Raw genomic sequence first — 22,122 nt, forward strand, 5'->3', positions numbered from 1 at the left:
CGGCCGTCTCAGGCGGGGGCGGCCGCCCGCGCCCCGGCGATGACGGTGTCCAGGAGCGCGAGCAGCACCGCCCGGACGTCGGCGCGGGCACGCGCGTCCAGCATGAGAACGGGCGTGCCCGGGTCACGCAGGTGCAGGGCGGCCCTGATCTCCGCCTCGGTATAGGCCTGTTCACCGTGGAAGCAGTTGGCGCCGACCACGAACGGCAGCCCCCGGCTCTCGAAGAAGTCGACCGCGGGGAAGCTGCGCTCCAGGCGGCGGGTGTCGACCAGCACGACCGCCCCGAGCGCCCCGTTCAGCAGCTCGTCCCACATGAACCAGAAGCGCTCCTGCCCCGGCGTGCCGAACAGGTAGAGGACGGCCCCGGCGTCGTCGAGGGTGATGCGGCCGAAGTCCATCGCCACGGTGGTCACCGACTTCGACTCGATGCCGTCGAGGTCGTCGACGCCGACACCGGCGGCCGTCAGCCGCTCCTCTGTACGCAGGGGCTCGATCTCCGAGACCGTCTCCACCAGCGTCGTCTTGCCCACGCCGAACCCGCCGGCGATCAGAATCTTGACGGGGGCCGCTTCCTGGGCAGGAGTGTCATATCCGGGCAAGGTTGTCCCTGATTCTCATGAGCAGATGGACGTTGCTGGTCCCGGCCCCCTCCAGGGGCGGCCGGTGGTGGATCAGTCCGCGGTCCGCGAGCTCGCCGAGGAGCAGCGCCATCGGGGTCAGGCGCATCCCCATCCGGGCCGCGATCTCGGCGACCGCCCGCCCCGCGGGGGGCGGGCACATGGCGAGGACGGCCCGCCACTCGGTCGGCAGGCCGTCCTGGGCGTCCCCGGCGACGGCCGCGGTGATGGTGGTGTCCATCGTCAGGACGGTCCGGGGCGCGGCCGTACGGCCGTCGGTCAGGGCGTACAGCCGCGTCCGGCGACGGCTCCCGCGCTGCGGCTCGTCGGGCATTACGACGTGGCAGCCTGGTCGCGCTCCGGTGTGCCCAGCCACTCGCCGAGCGCCTGCGCGGTCCGCACCGCCTCGCCGCCCAGCTCCCCGAGCCGTGCTTTGCGGGACGTCACGACGATCAGCGTGCTGCCCTCGCCGCAGCCGACGATGCACAGGTACCGGTCGTCCATCTCCACGAGCTGGCGGATCACCCGGCCGCCGTCGATGTCCCGGGAGATCGCCTTCATGGTCGAGGCGATGCCGGAGGACGCCGCCGCGATGCGTTCCGCCTGCGGCCGGTCCAGCAGGTACGCGCTCAGCTTGATCCCGTCGTTGGACAGGAGCACGGCTCCCTGGATGCCGGCGATCCGGCTCAGGTTGTTGTCCAGAACGCTGTAGATCATGTCGTTCGTCGTCATGGCTGATCCTGTCGGAGTTCGTTTTCCACTGTCCGGGTCCCTCGTTCGTAGTCGTCCCAGGCGTCGGCCACCTCCTGCGGCGTGGCCCCGTCCGGGCGGGGCGACGGGTCCGTCGCGCGCGGCTCGCGGAGTTGCTCGGCCATGTGCGTCTGCGGCACCCGTTCGGGCAGCGCCGGGCGTTCCGCGGCGGGCCGGCCGAGCGCGGGGCGGTCGGGGGCGCGGCGCGCCGGCGGCAGCGAGGGGCGGTCCGTGACCCGCCGGACCGGGAGCGGGTCCGCCGCGTGCGGCACGGGGCCGGGCGCGTCCTCGCCGGAGCGCCGCGCGGCGAGCGCGACCGGTGCCGCCGGAGCGGGCAGGGGCTCGCGTTCCGGGGCGCGTTCCGCGTCGCGCTCCCGCCCGTGGTCCCGCTCGGGCGCCGGTGCGCGATCCGTCGGCACGAGCAGGTCGCGGGGGAGGATCACCACGGCCGACGTGCCGCCGTACACCGAGCGGCGCAGCGTGACGGTGGCGCCGAGCCGGTCGGCGAGGTGGCCGACCACGAAGAGCCCCAGCCGGTGGGCGTTCTCGGCCAGGACGGAGTACGGCGGCGCCGAGTGCAGCCGGCCGTTCATCTCCGCGTACCGCGCGGCCGTCACGCGCGGACCGCGGTCCTCGACCTCGACCGACAGCCCGTCGGCCACCAGCTCGGCGCGGATGACGACCTTCGAGCGCGGCGGGGAGAACCGGGTGGCGTTGTCCAGCAGCTCGGCGAGGAGGTGGCTGACCTGGCTGATGACCCGCGGTTCCACGCTGATCTCGTCCAGGGCCTGACGGTCGATCCGCCGGAAGTCCTCGACCTCCGCGGCGGCCTCCCGCAACAGGTCGGCGACGCGCATCGGTTCGGTGTGCGGGTCGGGGACCTCGCCGCCCGCCAGGATCAGCAGGTTCTCGATCTGCCGCCGCATGCCCACCGTCAGCTGGTCGGACCGCATCAGCCGGGCCAGCAGGGCCTCGTCGCCGCCGAAGGTGTCCTGGAGCTCCTCGGTGAGCGCAAGCTGGCGGCTCACCAGGTTCCCGGTCCGCGAGGCGATCCCGGCCGCGAACACCCCGAAGCCATGACGCTCCGCCGCGAGCTCCCGGTGCCCGTCGACCGACACGGCCACGACCCGGGCGAACGCGTCACCGACCCGCCCCACCTCGTCCTGCTCGCCGCGCACCACCGGCAGGGCCGCGGTGTCCACGGGCCGGCCCTCCTGGAGCCGGGCCACGACGTCCGGCAGGGTCTCCTCGGCGACCCTTACGGTCCGGTCGTGCAGCACCCGCAGCCGGCGCAGGACCGAGCGGGTGGTCAGCACGACGACGGCCGTGACGAGCAGCAGGGCGCCACCGCTGCCCGCGATCAGCCGGACCACCTCGGCCTCCAGCTCATCGGCCCGTGCGTCGCCGTGGGCGAGCAGCGCCCGCGTCCGGGCCGCGTCGAGGGCCTCCAGCCGGGGCGACCACATCCGGTGCGCGGCCGCCCAGTCGCCGATCCCGCGCGGCAGCCGGACGACGCCCGACGCGGTGTCCTTGTGGTCCGACAGGACCTGGTCCTCGACGCGGGTCTTGGTCTGCCAGGCGTCCGTGCCGGTGACGCGGATGAAGCGGTCGGAATCCTCCGCGGGCAGGTACGGCAGGATCCACCGGTCGTACAGGTGCCGGTGGGCCCCTACCGCGTTGACGAAGTCGGCGAACCGGCGGGTGGACAGCTCCCGGGAGGGGCCGGCGAGCGCCAGCAGCGCGTCCTCCTGGGCCAGGGTCTCGGAGGCGGAGAACATGGTGATGACGACACGGCTCTCCTGGGTGAGGCCGACGTCGTCGGTGTGCCCGAACGCGTCCTGGAAGTAGCGGATCATCTGGCCGATGAGGTCGCCGTAGAAGACGAGCATGCCGTCGGCGCTGCCGATCCGGGCGTCCGCGCGTTCCCGGAGGGCGTCCAGGTCGTCCAGGCCCTCGATGATCTCCAGCAGCCGGCGGTCCGCCTCCTCCGACCCCGATCCGGCGGCGGTGGCGGACCGGCGGAAGTCCTGGGCCGCCGCGTCGGTGGAGGCGCGCTGGGAGCGCACCGCCTCGTCGGAGACGGTCGTGCCGGCCCACCGGGCCGCGGCCATCGTCCGCTCGGTCTGCATCTCGGCCATGAGCGCGTGCAGCGGCAGACCGATCCGCTCACCCGCCGCCACGTCGTCACGCAGGTGCCGGGACTGCTCCAGCAGCCCCTCCGCCATCATGGCGGCCTGCGTGCCCATCGCCACGGTGGGAACCAGCGCCAGCAGGATCAGCAGCGTACGGAGGCGCACGGTGCGCCGTCGGCGGCGCGGCGGCGCGGTGCGTGGACCTTCGGGTTCCATGGGAGACATCAGCCCTCGGGAGCGGGGAGCGGGACGGGCCGGTGGCCGGGACCCGCGCAGCCCTGGGCGAGGGCGTGGCGGACGGCCGGTCCTGGCTCCGGTGGAGCGTGCGGGTGCCGATCATAACCAGCCAAGTCCGGTTACGGAGGGGTTGCTTCCAGGCTCACCGCGTGGTAGTCGCGCTGGTCGGCGCGTGGATGCGCAGCGGTTCCGCCCTCCAACCGGAGAGGCAGGGTCCCGTCCTGCCGTCGTGTCAGGGGTACCGATCGGGCCGCTTCGGGGCGTTCGGGACGCTTGCGGCCGGTGGGCACCACCGGCCGCAAGCGGGACCATCCGGCCGAAACGCCGCAGGGGAAAAGGTTTCAGCCGCTCAGAGCCGCCGACACCACCGACCGGGCCTCCTCCTGCACCCGGGCCAGGTGGTCCGGGCCGAGGAAGGACTCGGCGTACACCTTGTAGACGTCCTCGGTGCCCGAAGGCCGCGCGGCGAACCAGGCGTTGTCGGTCGTGACCTTGATGCCCCCGATGGCCGCCCCGTTGCCCGGCGCCTCCGAGAGCACGGAGGTGACCGGCTCCCCGGCGAGCGTGCCGGCCGTCACCTGCGCGGGCGACAGACGCCCGAGGACGGCCTTCTCCTCCCGGGTCGCGGGCGCGTCGACCCGCGCGTACGCCGGTTCGCCGAACCGCGCGGTGAGCGACGCGTAGTGCTCGCTGGGCGTCCGCCCCGTGACGGCGAGGATCTCCGACGCCAGCAGCGCCAGCACGATCCCGTCCTTGTCCGTGGTCCACACCGATCCGTCCCGGCGCAGGAAGGAGGCGCCGGCGGACTCCTCACCGCCGAAGCCGAGCGTCCCGGCGGCCAGCCCGTCCACGAACCACTTGAAACCGACCGGCACTTCGACCAGCGGCCGCCCCAGGTCCGCGGCGACCCGGTCGATCATCCCGGACGACACCAGCGTCTTGCCCACCCCCGCCCCCGCCGGCCACCGCTCCCGGTGGCGGAACAGATGGCCGATGGCCACCGCCAGGTAGTGGTTCGGGTTCATCAGCCCGCCGTCCGGCGTGACGATGCCGTGCCGGTCGGCGTCCGCGTCATTGCCCGTGGCGATCCCGAACCGGTCCCGCCGCTCGATCAGCGACGCCATCGCATACGGCGACGAGCAGTCCATCCGGATCTTCCCGTCCCAGTCCAGCGTCATGAAACGCCAGGTCGGGTCGGTGACCGGATTCACGACGGTCAGGTCCAGCCGGTGCTCCTCCGCGATCCGGCCCCAGTACGCCACGGACGCCCCGCCCAGCGGGTCGGCCCCGATCCGGATCCCCGCGGCGCGCACCGCGTCCAGGTCGAGCACGGACGGCAGGTCCCGCACGTACGAACCGAGGAAGTCGTACCGTCCCGTGGTCCCGGCCGCCAGCGCCCGCGCGTACGTCAGCCGCCGCACGTCCTTCAGGCCGCCCGTCAGGATCTCGTTGGCCCGGTCCTGGATCCAGCCGGTCGCCTCGGACCCGGCCGGGCCGCCGTTCGGCGGGTTGTACTTGAACCCGCCGTCCGAGGGCGGGTTGTGCGAGGGCGTCACCACCACGCCGTCGGCCAGGCCCGAGGCCCGGCCCCGGTTGTGGGTGAGGATGGCGTGCGACACCGCCGGGGTCGGCGTCCAGCCGTCGGCCGCGTCGATCAGGACGGTCACGCCGTTCGCCGCGAACACCTCCAGGGCGGTCACCCGGGCCGGCTCCGACAGCGCGTGGGTGTCCGCGCCCAGGAACAGCGGCCCGTCGATCCCCCGCCCCGACCGGTACTCGCAGATCGCCTGGCTCGTCGCCGCGATGTGGTCCTCGTTGAACGCCCCGTTCAGCGAGGACCCGCGGTGCCCGGACGTCCCGAAGGCGACCCGCTGGGCCGGTTCCGCCGGATCGGGGTGCAGGGCGTAGTACGCGGTCACCAGCCGGGCCACATCGATGAGGTCCTCCGGCCGCGCCGGCCGCCCCGCGCGCTCGTTCGGCATCCGTCCACTCCTCCATGTCCGTCAGGAATCCCCTGCGTGCGATCCGTACACGAGCGATGATCGCCCGCCGACCGCGTTCCGTGCGAACGCCCCTCCGCGGGTCCCCGCGAGCGCGTTCCCGTGGGGCATGCCCCGTGCGGTCGCGGGCACCCGCATCGCATGGCGATTTTCCGAAAGTTGGCACGTCCGCTGCTGGCCTCCACCTTCATCTCCGGGGGACTGCGCACCTGGCGCGACCCCGGCGCCGTGGCCCCGGTGGCCGAACCGGTGACCCGGCCCGTCAGCGAGCGGATCCCGGCCGTCCCCGACGACCCCACGACGCTGGTACGGCTCAACAGCGCCGTCCAGATCGGCGCCGGCGTGCTGTTCGCCACCGGCAGGCTCCCGCGCCTGTCCGCGCTCGCCCTGGCCGGCTCCCTGGTGCCCACGACGCTCGCCGGACACGCCTACTGGACGGTGCGGGACCCGGAGGAGCGCGCCCGCCGGCGCGTCCACTTCTACAAGAACCTGTCCATGCTGGGCGGCCTGCTGATCGCGGCCGCCGACACGCACGGCAAGCCGTCCCTGGCGTACCGCCTGGAGAACGTCCGCTAACGGCCCGCCCCGGCCGCCCCGGCCCGGTGGGGGAGCGCCCGGCCGGGGAGCGCTCATCGCCCAGCGGATCGTCCTGGTCAGCGCGTGCCCGGACGCCCGGACGACGGTCCCCTCGACGCCCGGGAGGCGCGGCAGCCCCAGCGGCGCCCGCGCCCAGGGCGGCAGGGCGGCCACCGCGTTCGCCCCGAGGACGGCGTACGGGCCCCGGGCGATCCGGGGCAGCGGCGGGTGGAGCAGGATGAACCGGGCGGCCTCCCGCGCCTCGCGCGTGGCGCGCAGTTCCGGGCGGTACGCCGCCAGCCGCTCGGCCAGCCCCGCCAGGTCCCGCGGCGGGTCCACCACCCCGAGAGCGCTCGCCACGCGCGCGGTGTCGGCGACGTACGCGTCGCAGCCCGCCGCGTCCAGCGGACGTGCCCCGTAGCGCTGGTGGGCGGTGAGGAAGCTGTCCACCTCGGCCACGTGCACCCAGCCCAGCAGGTGCGGATCGGCCGCGTGGTACGCCTCCCCGGCCGCGGTGGTCCCCCGCACCCGCTCGTGCACCGCCCGCACCCGGTCGACCGCCCGCTGCGCGTCCTCCGCCGTCCCGTACGTCGTCACCGCGAGGAACCTGCTGGTGCGCTGGAGGCGGCCCCACGGGTCGCCCCGGTAGCCGGAGTGGGCCGCCACGGCCGCCATCGCCAACGGGTGCAGCGACTGGAGCAGCAGCGCCCGCAGGCCACCGATGAACATGGACGCGTCGCCGTGGACGATGCGGATGGGCCGGTCGGGAGCGAACCAGCGGGGCCCCGGCGTGCCGTGGATGCGGGCGCGGTCGACCGGGCCGGTGGGCCCGGCGACCCGGGCGAACAGATCACGGCCGAGACGTTCCCGGAGGGTGTCCATGCGGCAAGTATCCGCCCGCCGCCCGGCGCTCCGGGAGCCCCGTGCAGGACCCCGCTGCCGGTGCGGCGGAGCGGGCGGCGCCATGACGTACGACGGCGGCCGCACCGGGAGGATGCGGCCGCCGTCGTACGTCACCGGGGGTGACGGGGTGGTGTCAGTCGCGCGGCTTCTCGGCGCGCTCGGCCTGCATCTCCTTGATCCGGACCGCTTCCTTGCGGACCTCCGCCTGGACCGCGCGCTCCCGCACCAGCCACTCGGGGGCCTCCGCCTTCAGCGCCTCGATCTGCTCCGTGGTCAGCGGCTCCGTGACACCGCCTCGCGCGAGACCGGAGATGGAGACGCCCAGCTTGGCCGCGACCACCGGCCGGGGGTGCGGGCCGGTACGGCGCAGCTCCCGCAGCCACTCGGGCGGATCGGCCTGGAGCGCGGCGAGTTCGGCGCGGGAGACGACACCCTCCTGGAACTCGGTGGGGGTGGCCTCGAGGTACACACCCAGCTTCTTCGCCGCCGTGGCGGGCTTCATCGTCTGGGTGGTCTGGTGCGACTTCATGCGTCAAGGGTATCGAGCGCGTGCACGACCTCCGACCACGGCGGGTAACCTGGCGGGGTGACAGGCTCGGATGTATCCCCTTCGTTCCGGCTCGCCTACGTCCCGGGTGTGACGCCGACCAAGTGGGTGCGGATCTGGAACGAGCGGCTGCCCGACGTCCCGCTGACCCTCGTCCCGGTGTCCGCCGCCGAGGCGCCCGCGGCGCTGCGCGCCGGCGACGCCGACGCGGGTCTCGTACGGCTGCCCGTCGACGGGACGGACCTCAGCGCCATCCCCCTGTACACCGAGACGACGGTCGTCGTCATCCCCAAGGACCACCTGGTGGCCGCGGTGGAGGAGGTGTCCGCCGGTGACCTGGCCGACGACGTGGTCCTGCACCCGCTCGACGACACCCTCGGCTGGGACGACCCGCCGGGGGTGCCCGCGAAGGAGCGTCCCGCCACGACGGCGGACGCCGTCGAACTGGTGGCGGCGGGCATCGGGCTGCTCGTGGTGCCCCAGTCGCTCGCGCGCCTGCACCACCGCAAGGACCTCACCTACCGGACGGTGACGGACGTCCCGCAGTCGCGTGTCGCGCTGTCGTGGCCGGAGGGGGAGACCACCGACCTGGTGGAGCACTTCATCGGGATCGTCCGGGGCCGGACCGTCAACAGCACCCGCGGCCCCAGGACCCCGGACGGGCCGAAATCCGAGCGCCCCGAGAAGAAGAAGGGCGCCGCCTCGCGCAAGGCCGCCGGCAAGCCGGCCGGCAGGACCGCCCGTGGCGGCTCCGCCGCGTCCAGGGGCGCCAAGCGCGGCAAGCCCCGCCGCCGGTCCTAGGGAGTGTCCGGAAAGTATCGGCGTCCGCCCGGAGGGCGGGCCAGGCGAGACTTTGCGGACACGACCCAGTGCTCTCGTGCTCAGGAGGCCGACCGACCCGGAGGGCCTGGCGCCGCCGGGCCGCACCCTGCGCAGGCCGACAAATTCGCTACCCGGCGGCCGGAGCGCCGTGATACACAGCCGAGGTGCACAACACTGTGGAGTTCCCCGAGGTCCTGCGGCTGATCGAAGACCGCTCGGCCGCGTTCCGCGCCGCGATGGCGTCCGCCCCCGACCTCGACGTCCAGGTCCCGAGCTGCCCGGACTGGACGCTGCGCGAACTGGCGCAGCATCTCGGCGACGGCCGCCGCCGCCAGGCCGCCGTCGTCGCGGCGGGCCCGGGCGCCGAGCCCCCGGCGAGGACGGACCCGAAGGGCGCACCGACCGCGCCCCGCGACCGCGAATCCCTGGACGCCTGGCTCGCCGAGTCGACCGAGCTCATGCTCGACGCGATGCGCGAGGCCGGCCCGGACCGAGGCTGCTGGACCTGGTGGGGCCGCTCGCAGGCCCCGGAGACCAGCGGGGCCGTGGCCCGGCACCAGATCCAGGAGATCGCCGTCCACACCTACGACGCCCAGCTCACCCAGGGGGCCCCGCAGCCGCTGCCGACCGACGTCGCGGTCGAGGGCGTCGACGAGTTCCTGACGACCGTCTCGGCGACCTCCGTCCCCTGGCCGTTCACGCCGGCGACCATCGACCTGCACGCGACCGAGGGCCGCTCCTGGCGCCTGACCCTCGACGCCGACGGCGTCCGCTGCGACGACCTCGCCGCCGACGCGGAGCCGGGCGACATGGCGATGCGAGGCGTGGCGAGCGACCTGGTCCTCTACTTCTACGAGCGCCTCCCGCTCGACGGCCTGGAGACCACCGGCGACACCGAGCCGATGGAGCGGCTCGCGGACTGGGACCCGAACGCGTAACACGCGCACGTGTGACGCGTCCGCCGGCTGTGCGCGCGCTGCCGCGGGCGGCGCACCCGAGACGCCCGCCGTCCCCGTACCGGCACCGGTCATGGGGTTATTCACTGTCGTACGGACCCTCCCGAAGGCGAGAATGCGACATCTCGAACGGGAGGAATCCATGGGCCGGGCACACCTGACTCTTCATGAGCTGCTGCCGCCGCGCGAACTGGCGGCCGCGCTCGACGCCGGGCACGTCGTCCGCAAGACGCACCCCGAACTGCCGCTGTCGCTCTACACGTACAGCAGGGCGTGCCAGTACGAGCGGATCTGGAACAGCGTCACCATGCGCTGCCGCGGGCTGGTGGCCGACGACGTCACCGGTGAGGTCGTCGCGCTGCCGCTGCCGAAGTTCTTCAACGTCGGGGAGCACGAGGCAGGTCAGCCCTACGCCCCCGCGCTGCCGGACGAACCGTTCGAGGTGTACGACAAGGTCGACGGCAGCCTCGCCGTGGTCTTCCACTACGCCGGCCGGTGGCGGGTCGCCTCCAAGGGGTCGTTCACCAGCACCCAGGCCACCTGGGCACAGCGGCGGCTGGACCGCGCCGACACCTCGGAGCTCACCCCGGGCGTGACCTACCTCGCCGAGGTCCTCTACCCCGAGAACCGCATCGTCGTGGACTACGGCGACCGCCGTGACCTAGTGCTGCTCGCCGCGATCGGCGAGGACGGCACGGAGATACCCCTGGCCGACGCCGCACCCGCCTGGCGGCCGGTCGGCTCCGTCGTCACGGTCCGCCCGCCGATGCCGCTGGCCGAGCTGCTGGCGCTCACCGAGTCGAGCACCCTGCCCGACGGCCGCCCCTCCACCGGCACCGACGCGGAGGGCTTCGTCCTGCGCTTCGCGTCCGGCGTCCGGGCGAAGGCCAAGCTGTCGGAGTACGTACGCCTCCACAAGGTGCTGACCGGTGTCACCGAACGGGACGTCTGGCGCGGCCACGGCATCCAGCGCTTCGCCGGTCTGCCGGCCCAGCGGGTGGCGCAGGCGCTGGGCTGCTCGGCGTCGGACGTCACCGCGTCGGACGGGCGGCCGCTGGACGCCCTGCTGGAGCAGGTGCCGGACGAGTTCGACGCCTGGGTGCGCGAGGTGATCGCGCGGATCGAGAAGGACGTGGCGGACCGCGAGCGGGCCGTCGACGACGCCTACCGGTCCCTCGCCCCGCTCGCCGGTGACCGGGCCGCCTTCGCGCGCGCCGTGCGGGCCCTGCCGGACCCGGCCGTGCGCCCCGCCATGTTCCTGCGTCTGGACGGACGTCCGACGGAGCTGGTGACCTACCGTTCCGTGCGTCCCCGGGCGGCGGACCCCTTCAAGAACGACGAGGAGAACTGACCGGTGCCCGTAGTACACGTCATGACGGGGCTGCCCGCGTCGGGGAAGACCACCGAGGCACGCCGGCTCCAGGCGGAGGCCGCGGGCCGGCTGCGCCGGGTCAACCTGGACGACCTGCGCGGGATGCTCGACCTCCCGTCACCCGGCGGCGAACGGTCCTCCTACGCCCATGAGCAGACGGTCCTGGCGATCCAGGACGCGGCGGTCCGGGCGGCCGTCGACGACGGCTTCGACGTCGTCGTGGACAACACCCATCTGACGCCCCACATACCCAAGCGGCTGAAGGCGGCCGTCGGCGGGCAGGCGACCTTCGTGGTGCACGACTTCACGCACGTGCCGCTGGAGGAATGCGTCCGGCGCGACGGCGAGCGGGAGCGCCCGGTCGGCGAGGAGATCATCCGCATCCTGGCCGACAAGCACGCCAAGGCCCGCCAGGGCGGCTGGCGGCTCACCGGCGCGTGGCTGAACGACCAGCCACCGGTGGAGCCGTACGTCGCCGACCCGTCGCTGCCCCCGGCGGTGCTGTGCGACATCGACGGCACGCTCGCGCTGCGCGGGGACCGCGGCCCGTACGACTTCACCCGCTGCGGCGAGGACCTGCTCAACGTCCCGGTGCGGCAGGCCCTGCGCTCCTTCCGGCGCGCCGACGGCGATGTCGTCGTCCTGCTGTCCGGGCGGGGCGAGGAGCACCGCGGGACGACGGAGGAGTGGCTGCGGCGGCACGAGGTGCCGTACGACGAGCTGTGGATGCGGGCGGCCGGGGACGGCCGGCGTGACGACGTGGTGAAGGCCGAGCTGTTCGACCGGCACGTACGCCACCGCTTCGCCGTACGGGTGTCGCTGGACGACCGCGACCGCGTCGTCGCCGTGTGGCGCCGCATGGGCCTGCCGACGTGGCAGGTCAACTACGGCAACTTCTGACCGGGGACCAGGGGCGGGAGGCCGGGGGCCGGAGACGGGGACCGGAGACCGGGGACCGGCGCGTGCGCCGTGAGCGCCGCGCCCGCCGGCGCCCCGTCAGCGCCGGGCGCACGCCCAGGCGCCCATGCCCTGCATGGCGGCCAGCCGCCGGGCGGTGGCGATCTGCTCGCGCTTGGTGGCCAGATCGGCCCGGGGCGCGTACTTCAGGCCTCCGGCGGCCACCCAGCTCGACTGCTTGAACTGGAGGCCGCCGTAGTGCCCGTTGCCCGTGTTGGCCCGCCAGTTGCCGCTGGACTCGCACTGGGCGATGGCGTCCCAGTCCACGCGTCCGCCGGTGCGGTCGGCGGCGATCCACGGGGCGTGGGCGGCCTGGGCGGCGGTGGGGGCGACGAGCACCAGGGCGGCGGCCGACGCGCACAGCGCCGCCGCGGCCAGCCCCCCGACGGTGTTCCTGCCGCCGGTACGGGCGTGCTGACCGTGCATCGGGTTCCTCCGGATCGGTGGCGCCGGGTCCGGGCGAGGGACCGGCAAGGTGACTACGACCGTAGGCGGACGAGTCACGGGTGGCACGCGGGGTTGCGCCCATCGGGTCCCGGGTGTTCCGGCCGGGGGAGGGAGAGGTACCGCGCGACGCGCCGGCCCCAGGTGCGGACGTAGGACGGGGTGCGGGACACGTGCAGGTCCGCGTGGAGCAGCCGCGCCAGCGCCCCGGCGGTGGAGAGCGGATGGCCGGGGTCGCCCGCCCAGGCGAGAACCAGGGCGGGCACGTCCAGCGCGGCGAGTTCCTCCGGGGGCGGCAGGTCGGACATCGCCAGGCCCCGCAGCACGGACGGCAGCAGCCGCTCGGCGGGCGTCGGCGGTACGTCTGGGACGCCGGCCGCCACCGCGGGGCGGGGCGCGCCGGCGCGGGCGGCTCGCCAGGCGGCCGCGCCCTCGCGTGCGACGGTGCGGGCGGCCTCGCGGTTGCGGCCGGCGTACTCCTCGCGCGTCGCCCAGGCGGTGGGCGGGACGAGGAGGACCAGCCGGGAGAACCGGCGCGGCGCCCGGACGGCCGCGTGCAGTACCGTCCCGCACCCCATGGACGCGCCCATGGCGTCGACCGGCCCGGTGGCCCCGAGGTGGTCGAGCAGGGCCAGCAGGTCGTCGGCGAGGCGGGGATAGGTGTAGTCGGCGTCCACCGGCTCGCCCGTGGACCGGCCGTGCCCGCGGGCGTCGTACCGGACCAGGCGCCGTCCCGCGGCCACCACCGGAGACCAGTCGAACAGGCCCATGGCGTCCTCGGCGGCCCGGCCGGCGAAGCCGCCGTGCGCGTACACCGCGAGGGGACCCCGGCCGGTGTCCTCGTACGCCAGTTCTGCGCCGCGGTGCCGGAAGGCGCCTTCCCGGGCCGTGTGTCGTCCCTGCTCTCCCACTGCCGGCCTCCGAGCCCAAAACGGCGTTCCCCGCGTGCGGGTTTTCGAGAATGATCGGATTTCTTCCCTAGTGTGATCGTCATGACCCGTCCATCCCCCGCGTCCCGGCGTACCCGCCCCGACCGCGACAGGCGCCCCGGCTACCGGGCGGCGGCCGCCGTCTTCGCCATCGGCATGGCCGGCACGACGCTCCCCACCCCGCTGTACGGGCTGTACCGCGAGGAACTCGGCTTCTCCGAACTGATGGTGACGGTCGTCTTCGCCAGCTACGCCGTCGGTGTGATCCTCACCCTGCTGCTGGTCGGCAACCACTCCGACCGGGCGGGACGGCGCCCGGTCCTGCTGTGCGCGCTGGGCCTGGCCGCCGCGAGCGCCGTGTGCTTCCTCCTGGAGGGCGGCCTGCCCGCCCTCTTCGCCGGCCGGGTCCTGTCCGGCTTCTCGGCCGGGCTGCTGAGCGGGGCGGGCACCGTCACCGTGCTGGAACTCGCACCGCTTGAACACCGGTCCCGGGCGGGCTTCGCCGCGACGGCCGCCAACATGGGCGGCCTGGGCTGCGGACCCCTGCTGTCCGGCTTCCTGGCCGAGTACGCGCCGCTCCCGCTGTCCCTGCCGTTCCTCGCCCACCTCGGGCTCGTCGCCGTCGCCTGCGTCATCGTCCTGCTGCTGCCCGAGACCGTCCCCGACGCCCGGCCACGGGCGCGGCCGAAGCCGCAGGGCCTCTACGTGCCGCCGGAGGTCCGCGGCGTCTTCGCGCCCTCCTCCCTCGCCGCCTTCGCCGGGTTCTCCCTCCTCGGCCTGTTCACCGCCGTGGCACCGAGCTTCGTCTCCCGGACCCTCGGCATCGACAACCTGGCGGTCACCGGACTCGTCGTCTTCTCCGTCTTCCTCTCCTCGACCGCCGGCCAGTCGCTCACCGGCCGGGTGGCCGCCCGGTCCGCCCTGCCGCTCGGCTGCCTGGTCCTGGTGGCCGGACTCCTCCTCGTGGGCGCGTCCCTCTGGGTGAAGGCCCTGCCGCTGATGGTGGCCGGCGCGGTCTGCGGCGGGCTCGGCCAGGGCCTCGCCTTCCGCGCCGCCCTCACCGCGGTCGGCGACGCGGCGCCCCCCGCGCACCGGGCGGCCACCATCTCCTCGTTCTTCGTCGTCGCCTACACCGGCATCTCCCTGCCGGTCGTCGGCGTGGGAGCGCTGACGATGTGGCTGGGCCTGCAACGCGCCGGACTGACCTTCACGGCGTGCGTCACCCTGCTCGTCGCGGCCACCGCCCTGTACCTGGTGCGGCACCCCGCCCCGACGCGCGGCCACTGACACCTCGGATAGGATGATTTTTCAGTATTCGGCGCCCATGAGGCGGCGTCATGCCCCGGTGGTGAGGTCATCGCGTTGGACACGCCCGAGTCGACCAGTGGTGCACCGGACCAGCCCCTGACCGCGGTGGGGTACGCGGGAGTGCTCGGGGACCTGCTGCCGATCGCGCTCTGGCGCACCGACGCGGACAGCCGCATCGTCGAGTGGTCCCTCGCCGCCCAGGACCTGCTGGGCCACCTCCCGGAGGAGGCCCTCGGCCGGCACGCCGAGCCGCTCCTGGTCCCCGAGGCCAACTGGGAACTGGCCGGGCAACTGGCCGACCGGGTTCTGGCGGGCGAGGCCGTCGTCGCCACCCTCCCGGTGCGGCACCGCGACGGACACTTCGTCCAGATGGAGATGTGGCTCTGCCCGGCCCCCGACCGGCGCGGCGGGACCGGCACCCTGGCCATCGCCATGGAGACCTCCGCGGTCCGGCGGATGCGCGACTCCCTCGCCGCCCTTGAAGGGCTGTTCACCCAGTCGCCCATCGGCCTCGCCCTCCTCGGACCCGACCTGCGGTTCCTGCGGGTCAACGAGGCGCTGGCCCGGATGAACGGCGTCCCCGCCGCCGACCACCTCGGCAAACGCCTCACCGAGGTCGCGCCCGGCATCAACGCGGGCACCCTGGAGACGGTCATGCGGCGGGTACTGAAGAGCGGCGAGGCGGTGGTCGACGTCCGCCGCACCGGCCGCACCCCCGCCGACCCCGGCCGCGACCGCACCTGGTCCTGCTCCTACGCGCCCCTCCGCGACACCGCCGGCCGGAGCCTCGGCGTCGTCGCCTCGCTCATCGACATCACCGACGGGCAGCAGGCCCAGCTCGAGGCCGAACGGGCCCGCCGGCGCTTCGCCCTGCTGGCCGAGGCGGGCACCCGCATCGGCACCACGCTGGACCTGCGGCGCACCGCCGGGGAAGTGGCGGACCTGCTCGTGCCCCGGCTGGCCGACTCCGCCGACGTCCACCTGCGGGAGGCACTCCTCGACCCCGACGAGGCCGCCGCGTCCACCCAGGGGGTGATGCGGCGCGTCGCCATGTCCTTCACCGACCCGGACGCCCCCGCCGAGGAGCTGGCGGCCGGGCTGACCTACCGGATCCCCAGCGGATCGGTGTACGAGCGGGTCATCGCCGAGGGCGTGCCCATGAACCTCTACCGCACCGACGTCCCCGCCCTTATCAGCGACCCCCTCGCCGGGGAACTGCGCACCTACCTCAGCACCCGGCTCGGCGCCGCCCGGCTGGTCCCGCTGGTCGCCCGCGGCAAGGTGCTCGGCGCGGTCGTGGTGACCCGCACCCTCAGCCGCGAACCCTTCGACGAGCAGGACCGCGTCCTCATCGACGACCTGGTCGCCCGGGCGGCGCTGAACATCGACAACGCGCTCATGTACACCGGCCAGCGGGAAGCCGCCCTCACCCTCCAGCGCAGTCTCAGCAGCAACGCCCTGCCGGACGTGCCCGGACTGGAACTCACCGGCCGCTACCTCCCCACCAGCGACCACCAGGTCGGCGGCGACTGGTTCGACGCCATCGCCCTCCCGCGCGGCCGCACCGGCCTGGTTATCGGGGACGTCATGGGCCACGGGATCCACGCCGCCGCCGTCATGGGACAGCTCCGCACGGCGGTCCGCACCCTGGCCCGGCACGACGTCCCGCCGACCCGGATGCTCCTCTCCCTGGACGCCGCCGTCGCCGACCTGGGCGAGAACGAGATGGCGACCTGCGTCTACGCCATCCACGACCCGGTCGCCGGGGAGTGCCTGATCGCCCGGGCCGGCCACCCCCCGCCCGCCGTCGCCGACCCCCGGGGCGTGATCGCCTTCCTCGACGGACCCCCCGGAACGCCCCTGGGCACCGGAGTACGGGACTTCCGCACGGAGCGCGTGCCCCTGGCGCCCGGCGGGCTGCTGGTGCTCTACACCGACGGCCTCATCGAGGCCCGCGACCGCGACCTCGACCAGGGCATGGCCCAGCTCGCCCGGGCCCTCCACCACCTCGACCGCCCCCTCGACGAGATCTGCGACCACGTCCTCGGCAGGCTGCTGCCCGCCGCCGCGCAGGACGACGTGGCCGTGCTCCTCGCCCGGGCGCTGCGCCCCACGGGTACACCGGTGGGCCGCGCCGACCGCCATCACCTGCCCGTACCCACACGTAAGGTGCGAGAGTGGTGACGATGGACACACCGGTGACGACGTTCAGCGAGGGCCCCGAGGACCCGTTCGCCGTGCGCCACTCGGCCTCGGCCGTGGTGGACGACCGCGGCACGGTCGTCGGCTGGAGCGAACGGGCCGAGGCGCTGCTCGGCCACTCCGCCGAGGAGGCCCTGGGACGCCCGGCGGCCGCGTTCCTGGTCGACCCGCGCGACCGGCACGTCGTCATGGACGCCGTGGCCGACTGCGTACGCGGCCTCGGCTGGTTCGGCGTCCTGCCCGTACGGCACCGCGACGGCCGGCGCGTCGACATCGGGTGCCGGGCCCGGGCGATCTCCCGGGAGGGCGGCCACCACGAGTGGTTCCTCGTCGGCGCCCCCGCCGAGGAGGTCATCCAGTGGGAGACCGACCGCTCCGTCCTGGACGGCCTGTTCAGCCGCTCACCGATCGGCCTGTCCATCCACTCCCCGGACCTGACCATCCTCCGGGTCAACCGGGCCATCGCCAAGTTCAGCGGCATGCCGGTCGAACAGCACCGCGGGCTGCACACCAGCGACTTCCTCATCCAGCGCGACACCGACACCGTCGAGGGCCAGCTCCGCGACGTGCTGGAGACCGGCCGCTCCTCCGTCTTCGCCGAGCAGCCCTGCGTACTGCGCCACGACCCCGGCCGCGAGCTGTACGTGTCGGTGTCGGCGTTCCGCCTCCAGGACCCCTCCGGACGCGTCCTCGGAGTGACCCAGACCGTCGAGGACGTCACGGACCGGCACCGCGCCCGCCGGCGGCTCGCCCTGCTCAACGAGGCCAGCGCCCGCATCGGCACCACCCTGGACGTCACCGAGACGGCCCGGGAACTCGCCCAGGTCGCCGTCCCCGGCCTCGCCGACCTGGTCTCCGTCGACCTGCTCGAACCCGTCACCCGGGGGGAGGAACCCCGCCAGGAGGTGGCCGGCCCACTGCGCCGGGCCGCGGTGCGCACCGTCCCGCCGGACGCGGCGCGGCTGATGCACCCGGTGGGCAGCACCCTGCCCGTCCCGCCCGGAACGGTCCAGGCCCGCTGCCTGGACGAGCGCAAACCCCTCCTGGACGAGGGCTCCCGCGGCCCGGCCGCATGGCGGTCCGTGGAGCCGGAGCGCCCGGAGCGGGTGCCCGGACCGGACGTCCACTCCCTGCTGGTCGTGCCCCTGGTGGCGCGCGGACTGGTGCTCGGTCTGCTCAGCCTGTGGCGGTCCCGCCGTCTCGAACCGTTCGAGGAGGACGACGTCACCCTCGCCGAGGAGTTCGCCTCCCGCGCCGCCGTCTGCATCGACAACGCACGCCGCTACACCCAGCAGCACGAGGCCGCGCTCACCCTCCAGCACAGCCTGCTGCCGCACGTGATCCCCCGGCACCCCGCGGTCGACGCCGCCCACCTCTACCTGCCGGCCGATGCCACGGCCGGGGTCGGCGGCGACTGGTTCGACGTCATCCCGCTCTCCGGCCTCCGCGTCGCCCTCGTCGTCGGCGACGTGGTCGGCCACGGCATCCACGCCGCGGCCACCATGGGCCGGCTCCGCACGGCCGTGCACACCCTGGCCAATCTGGACCTCGCACCCGACGAGGTGCTCTCCCACCTCGACGACCTGGTGGACCGGCTGGCCGCCGAACAGGAACCCTCCGACGACCTCTCCCGCCAGGTCGTCGGCGCCACCTGCCTCTACGCGGTGTACGACCCGGTCTCCCGGCACTGCGCGCTCGCCCGCGCCGGTCACCCGCCACCCGCCGTCGTCACCCCGGAGGGGGAGGTCGGCCTCCTCGACCTGCCCGCCGGCCCGCCGCTCGGCCTCGGCGGCCTGCCGTACGAGTCCGCCGAGGTCGACCTCGCCGAAGGCAGCCTGCTCGCCCTCTACACCGACGGCCTCGTCCAGGCCGGCGACCGGGGCAACGACGAGCGGGACGTCGACGAGCGCGTGGCGGACCTGTGCGCGGCGCTCGTCCGCCCCGCCCGCACCCTCCAGGAGCACTGCGAGGCGGTGCGCGACGCGCTGCTGTACGACCACCCCACCGACGACGTCGCCCTGCTCGTCGCCCGGACCCGGGTGCTGGCCGAGGAGAAGGTGGCCACCTGGGAGCTGCCCGTGGAGGCGACCGCCGCCGCCCGCGCCCGGGCGCTGACGGCGGACCGGCTCGCCGAGTGGGGGCTGGAGGACATGCTCTTCACCACCGAACTGGTCGTCAGCGAGCTGATCACCAACGCCTTCCGGTACGGCGGCGGGCCGATCACCCTGCGGCTGATCCGCGACCGGCACCTCATCTGCGAGGTGTCCGACACCAGCAGCACCTCGCCGCACCTCCGGCGCGCCCGCAGCACCGACGAGGGCGGCCGCGGACTGTTCCTGGTCGCCCAGCTCACCGAGCGCTGGGGAACCCGCTACACCCGGGACGGCAAGACCATCTGGACCGAGCAGGCGCTGCCGGCCGTCACGCCAGAGCCGTCGCCGCGCCCCTGAGCACCAGACCGCACCCCAGCGCCAGGACGACGGCGGCGGTGCCGAGCGGTGCCGTCCGGTGGGCCAGCGCGACCAGCCGGCCCCGCGGCCGCCGCACCAGCCGGCGCCGGGTGGTCTCCCGCAGGCGCACCACGGCGAACCCGGCGCCCGCCAGGGTGAGGGCGAGCCCCGCCCCGTACGCCAGGACGAGCAGGAACCCGAACCACGCCTGCCCCAGGGCGGACGCCCCGACCAGGACGACCACGGCGGACGGGCTCGGCACCAGCCCGCCGGCCAGGCCGAGCAGGACCACCCCGCGCAGGCCGGGAGCCGGGGGGAGGTGGGAGTGCCCGTGCGCGTGACCGTGGTCGTGGTCGTGCGCATGGGTGTGGCCGTGGCCGTGGCCGTGGTCGTGCGGGTGACCGTGCTCGTGGTCGGCGTGTGCGTGTGCGTGTGCGCGTGCGTGTGCGTGGGTGTGGCCGTGGGCGTGATGGCGTCGGCGCCATGCCCGGCGCAGCAGCAGCGCGCCCGCCACCGCGACCAGGGTGCCGCTCGCGATGCCCAGCCAGGACACCACGGAGGGCGCCGCCGCCGAGCCCGCGGTGATCAGGGCGCCGAGGGCGAACACGCCCAGCGTGTGGGTGAGCGTCACCGAGGCGCCGAGCGCCAGCATGTCGCGCACGGAACTGCGGCCCCCGGCCGCCGCGGCGGCCGCCATCATGGTCTTGCCGTGCCCCGGGGCCAGCGCGTGCAGAGCACCCAGCAGCAGGGAGGCGCCGAGCGCCAGCACCGCGAAGCCCGCCGTCAGCTCGTGCCGGGCCACCAGGCCCGTCAGCGCCTGCGCCCAGCGGTCCGCGCCGCGCGGCAGCACGCCCGCCACCGGTGACGCCCCGGCCCCGGCCCCGTCCGCGTCGCCGGCCAGCGCCGGGCCGCCGGACCGTACGGTGAGGGACACCGACCGCGCGTCCGGCGGCGAGGAAAGCAGGTCGTCCGGGTAGGCGGTCAGGCGCCGGGACACCGAACCGGCCGGCACGCCGCCGCCCGAGAGGGTGGTGCGGTCACCCCGCGCGGTGATCTCCCGCCATCCGTCGCCGGCCGCCACCGCCGCCGGGCGGTACGACAGCCGGGTGCCGTCCGCGCGCGGCAGCGGCGCGGTGAGCGCGCACGTCACCCGCAGCGTCTCCAGCCCGGCCTGCCCCGGGCGCACTTCCGCCCGGGCGGCCCCGGCGGTCACCGGGCGGGCGGCGGCGTCGCCGGTCACCAGCCGCGCGTCCCGGGCCGCCGCGTCGCACCGCGTCCGGGCCCACGCCGCGAGCTCGCCCGGCGCCAGCCGGTCGTTCCCGTCGGTGTCGATCCGCGCGCGTTCCTGGGAGGCCGGGATCTCGGCCAGGTCCTCCACGTGGTCCACGAGCAGCTCGCCCGGGGCGACGACGAGGCCGTCGTACTGGCTGACCGTGAAGTTGCCCAGCGGGTGGGCCTGGGCGGCCTGGGCGGGGAGCAGCGCCAGGGCCGTGCCGCCCAGCAGGGCCGCGAGGGCGCGGGCGGTCGTCCGGCGGTTCACGACGCACCCCCGGTCGCGGCCAGGGCGGCCTTCGCCGTGCGGGCGCCGGTCGCCGAGAAGCCGGGGTTGAGGTCCAGCGCGGCGCGCAGGTCGCGACGGGCGGCCGCGTCGTCACCGAGGGCGCGCTCGATCATGCCCCGGTGGAAGAGGAACGAGGCGTTGCGGTAGCCGGGCGAGGGTGCGGTGGCGCGCTCGGCGTACGCCAGCGCCTCCCGGTCCTTGCCGTTGGCGTGCAGGGCCCAGGCCAGGGCGTCCGCGGTATGGACGCTTCGGCGGCGGCCCCATTCGGCGCGCGCCGCCGTCAGCGCGCCGGCCGCGTCGCCGTGGTCGGCCCCGACCAGGGCGGACTCCAGGTCGGTGGCCACGCCGTTCGCACGAGCCAGCCGGGTCCAGGTGCGGACGAGCGCGTACTGCTCCTCGGCCCGGTCGCGCCGGCCCAGCACCTCGTACAGTTCGCCGAGCGCCGCGAGCTGCCCCGGGAGCGGGTAACGCCGTACCACCTCCTCGAGGTCGGCCAGCGCGCGCTTGGTGTCGCCGAGCGCCGCGTACGCGCGCCCCCGGCCCTCCCGGGCGGGCAGGTGCCGCGGGTCCGCGCGCAACGCCGCCGCGAAGTGCTCCAGGGACTCTTTGTACGCGCCCCGGCTCCACTCGAGCTGACCCAGCGCGGTGGAGACGTAGGCCACGTCGGCCGGGCCGAACGCGGACTGCCGAGCGCGCGACAGCACCCGGCGCGCCCCCGCCACGTCGCCGCGCAGCTCCAGGACGTACGCGTACCGCGTGAAGACCGGGATGCCGGGACGGCGCCGGTCGGCGAGCCGTACCGCGGCCAGGGCCTGGTCGTAGCGGCCGAGCTCGACGAGGGCGTCGACCCGGACGGACAGGGCCCGCTCGCTGTACGGGTTCACCGCCAGCGCCCGGTCGGCCTGGCGCAGCGCCCCGGTGAAGTCGTGGCGCGCGGCGGCCAGGGCCGCCCGGCCGGCGAGCGCCGCGTCGTTCGAGGCGGCCGGGCGCAGCTCCAGGGACCGACCGAACGCCTTCTCCGCCCGCGGGTACCGGGTCGGATCGCCCGTGGTGCGGGCCTGTTCGACGTACGCCGCGCCCAGCGTCGCCCATCCGGTGGCGTCGCGGGGCTGGTCCTCCAGGTGCCGTTGCAGGGCGGCGACGCCCTGGGCGAGGTCCCCGGCCGCCAGGCGTTCCACCGGGACGACCGCCGCGAGGGCGGGGGCCGGCCGCCTGCCGGGGCCGGGGTCGTCCGCGGCTCCGTAGGCCACCGAGCCGGCGGTGAGCCCGAGGGCCACGGCCACGACCGCGGCGGTCCGCCACCGGCCCGGCCGCCCCTCCCGGGGGGCGGACTGCGGCTTCCGTACGAGCATCGGTTGT

At 75.0% G+C, this 22,122-nt stretch carries 18 protein-coding genes and 1 pseudogene; 8 read left to right on the top strand and 11 right to left on the bottom strand.

Annotated elements, in window-relative coordinates; translation table 11 throughout:
• Positions 1-8: 8 nt before the first annotated feature.
• The 5 genes from ACF068_RS05290 to pgm form a co-directional block, all read right to left on the bottom strand.
• Positions 9-599, bottom strand: coding sequence for an ATP/GTP-binding protein (locus tag ACF068_RS05290; RefSeq protein WP_392272806.1), 591 nt, complete (start codon positions 597-599; stop codon positions 9-11).
• Complete coding sequence (locus tag ACF068_RS05295; RefSeq protein ID WP_392272807.1) at positions 586-951, bottom strand: DUF742 domain-containing protein; 366 nt, start codon at positions 949-951, stop codon at positions 586-588. Before ACF068_RS05295 ends, ACF068_RS05290 begins: the two co-directional genes overlap by 14 nt.
• Positions 951-1,349: a roadblock/LC7 domain-containing protein gene (locus tag ACF068_RS05300; protein WP_392272808.1), complete on the bottom strand. Its 399-nt coding sequence runs from the start codon at positions 1,347-1,349 to the stop codon at positions 951-953. Before ACF068_RS05300 ends, ACF068_RS05295 begins: the two co-directional genes overlap by 1 nt.
• Entirely contained in the window at positions 1,346-3,715 is a 2,370-nt protein-coding gene (locus tag ACF068_RS05305; protein WP_392272809.1) for a nitrate- and nitrite sensing domain-containing protein, read from the bottom strand. Before ACF068_RS05305 ends, ACF068_RS05300 begins: the two co-directional genes overlap by 4 nt.
• 362 nt (positions 3,716-4,077) lie before the next feature.
• A complete protein-coding gene (pgm, locus tag ACF068_RS05310) occupies positions 4,078-5,718 on the bottom strand; it encodes a phosphoglucomutase (alpha-D-glucose-1,6-bisphosphate-dependent) (RefSeq protein ID WP_392272810.1) in 1,641 nt (546 codons plus the stop codon).
• A gap of 159 nt (positions 5,719-5,877) precedes the next feature.
• Here pgm and ACF068_RS05315 point away from each other — a divergent pair, with 159 nt between their 5' ends.
• The gene (locus ACF068_RS05315; protein WP_392272811.1) at positions 5,878-6,312 is read left to right on the top strand and encodes a DoxX family protein; all 435 of its coding nucleotides are present in this window, start codon (positions 5,878-5,880) and stop codon (positions 6,310-6,312) included.
• Between the two features lie 36 nt (positions 6,313-6,348).
• Here ACF068_RS05315 and ACF068_RS05320 read toward each other — a convergent pair.
• Positions 6,349-7,194, bottom strand: a pseudogene (locus ACF068_RS05320) (oxygenase MpaB family protein); the annotation flags it as partial.
• A gap of 154 nt (positions 7,195-7,348) precedes the next feature.
• The gene (locus ACF068_RS05325; protein WP_392272812.1) at positions 7,349-7,744 is read right to left on the bottom strand and encodes a DUF5997 family protein; all 396 of its coding nucleotides are present in this window, start codon (positions 7,742-7,744) and stop codon (positions 7,349-7,351) included.
• 57 nt (positions 7,745-7,801) lie between these two features.
• On the opposite strand from ACF068_RS05325, the gene ACF068_RS05330 reads away from it, so the two are divergent.
• From ACF068_RS05330 to ACF068_RS05345, 4 genes are all read left to right on the top strand, one after another.
• Positions 7,802-8,563 carry a LysR family substrate-binding domain-containing protein gene (locus ACF068_RS05330; protein WP_392272813.1) on the top strand — a complete coding sequence of 254 codons (762 nt, stop codon included), beginning with the start codon at positions 7,802-7,804 and terminating at the stop codon, positions 8,561-8,563.
• 185 nt (positions 8,564-8,748) lie between these two features.
• The gene (locus ACF068_RS05335; RefSeq protein WP_392272814.1) at positions 8,749-9,522 is read left to right on the top strand and encodes a maleylpyruvate isomerase N-terminal domain-containing protein; all 774 of its coding nucleotides are present in this window, start codon (positions 8,749-8,751) and stop codon (positions 9,520-9,522) included.
• Between the two features lie 160 nt (positions 9,523-9,682).
• Complete coding sequence (locus ACF068_RS05340) at positions 9,683-10,891, top strand: RNA ligase (RefSeq protein WP_392272815.1); 1,209 nt, start codon at positions 9,683-9,685, stop codon at positions 10,889-10,891.
• A gap of 3 nt (positions 10,892-10,894) precedes the next feature.
• Positions 10,895-11,812, top strand: coding sequence for an AAA family ATPase (locus ACF068_RS05345; protein ID WP_392272816.1), 918 nt, complete (start codon positions 10,895-10,897; stop codon positions 11,810-11,812).
• 96 nt (positions 11,813-11,908) lie between these two features.
• Here ACF068_RS05345 and ACF068_RS05350 read toward each other — a convergent pair whose 3' ends face one another.
• Positions 11,909-12,295: a transglycosylase family protein gene (locus ACF068_RS05350; RefSeq protein ID WP_392272817.1), complete on the bottom strand. Its 387-nt coding sequence runs from the start codon at positions 12,293-12,295 to the stop codon at positions 11,909-11,911.
• 74 nt (positions 12,296-12,369) lie between these two features.
• A complete protein-coding gene (locus ACF068_RS05355; protein ID WP_392272818.1) occupies positions 12,370-13,224 on the bottom strand; it encodes an alpha/beta fold hydrolase in 855 nt (284 codons plus the stop codon).
• 81 nt (positions 13,225-13,305) lie between these two features.
• Here ACF068_RS05355 and ACF068_RS05360 point away from each other — a divergent pair, with 81 nt between their 5' ends.
• The 3 genes from ACF068_RS05360 (at position 13,306) to ACF068_RS05370 (ending at position 19,202) form a co-directional block, all read left to right on the top strand.
• Positions 13,306-14,529 carry an MFS transporter gene (locus ACF068_RS05360; protein ID WP_392272819.1) on the top strand — a complete coding sequence of 408 codons (1,224 nt, stop codon included), beginning with the start codon at positions 13,306-13,308 and terminating at the stop codon, positions 14,527-14,529.
• 75 nt (positions 14,530-14,604) lie between these two features.
• Entirely contained in the window at positions 14,605-16,734 is a 2,130-nt protein-coding gene (locus ACF068_RS05365) for a SpoIIE family protein phosphatase (RefSeq protein ID WP_392272820.1), read from the top strand.
• Positions 16,735-16,736: 2 nt separating this feature from the next.
• Entirely contained in the window at positions 16,737-19,202 is a 2,466-nt protein-coding gene (locus tag ACF068_RS05370; protein ID WP_392273263.1) for a SpoIIE family protein phosphatase, read from the top strand.
• On the opposite strand, the gene ACF068_RS05375 is transcribed toward ACF068_RS05370, so the two are convergent.
• Together ACF068_RS05375 and ACF068_RS05380 are read right to left on the bottom strand one after the other, a co-directional pair.
• On the bottom strand, positions 19,174-20,742 hold the full coding sequence (locus ACF068_RS05375; RefSeq protein WP_392272821.1) for a sulfite exporter TauE/SafE family protein: 1,569 nt from the start codon (positions 20,740-20,742) through the stop codon (positions 19,174-19,176). The two genes, ACF068_RS05370 and ACF068_RS05375, sit on opposite strands and share 29 nt — an antisense overlap.
• Positions 20,739-22,115 carry a tetratricopeptide repeat protein gene (locus ACF068_RS05380; protein WP_392272822.1) on the bottom strand — a complete coding sequence of 459 codons (1,377 nt, stop codon included), beginning with the start codon at positions 22,113-22,115 and terminating at the stop codon, positions 20,739-20,741. The genes ACF068_RS05375 and ACF068_RS05380 overlap by 4 nt, the downstream gene beginning before the upstream one ends.
• Positions 22,116-22,122: the final 7 nt, after the last annotated feature.

Source organism: Streptomyces sp. NPDC016309 (assembly GCF_043077235.1).
In the GTDB taxonomy this organism is placed as follows: domain Bacteria; phylum Actinomycetota; class Actinomycetes; order Streptomycetales; family Streptomycetaceae; genus Streptomyces.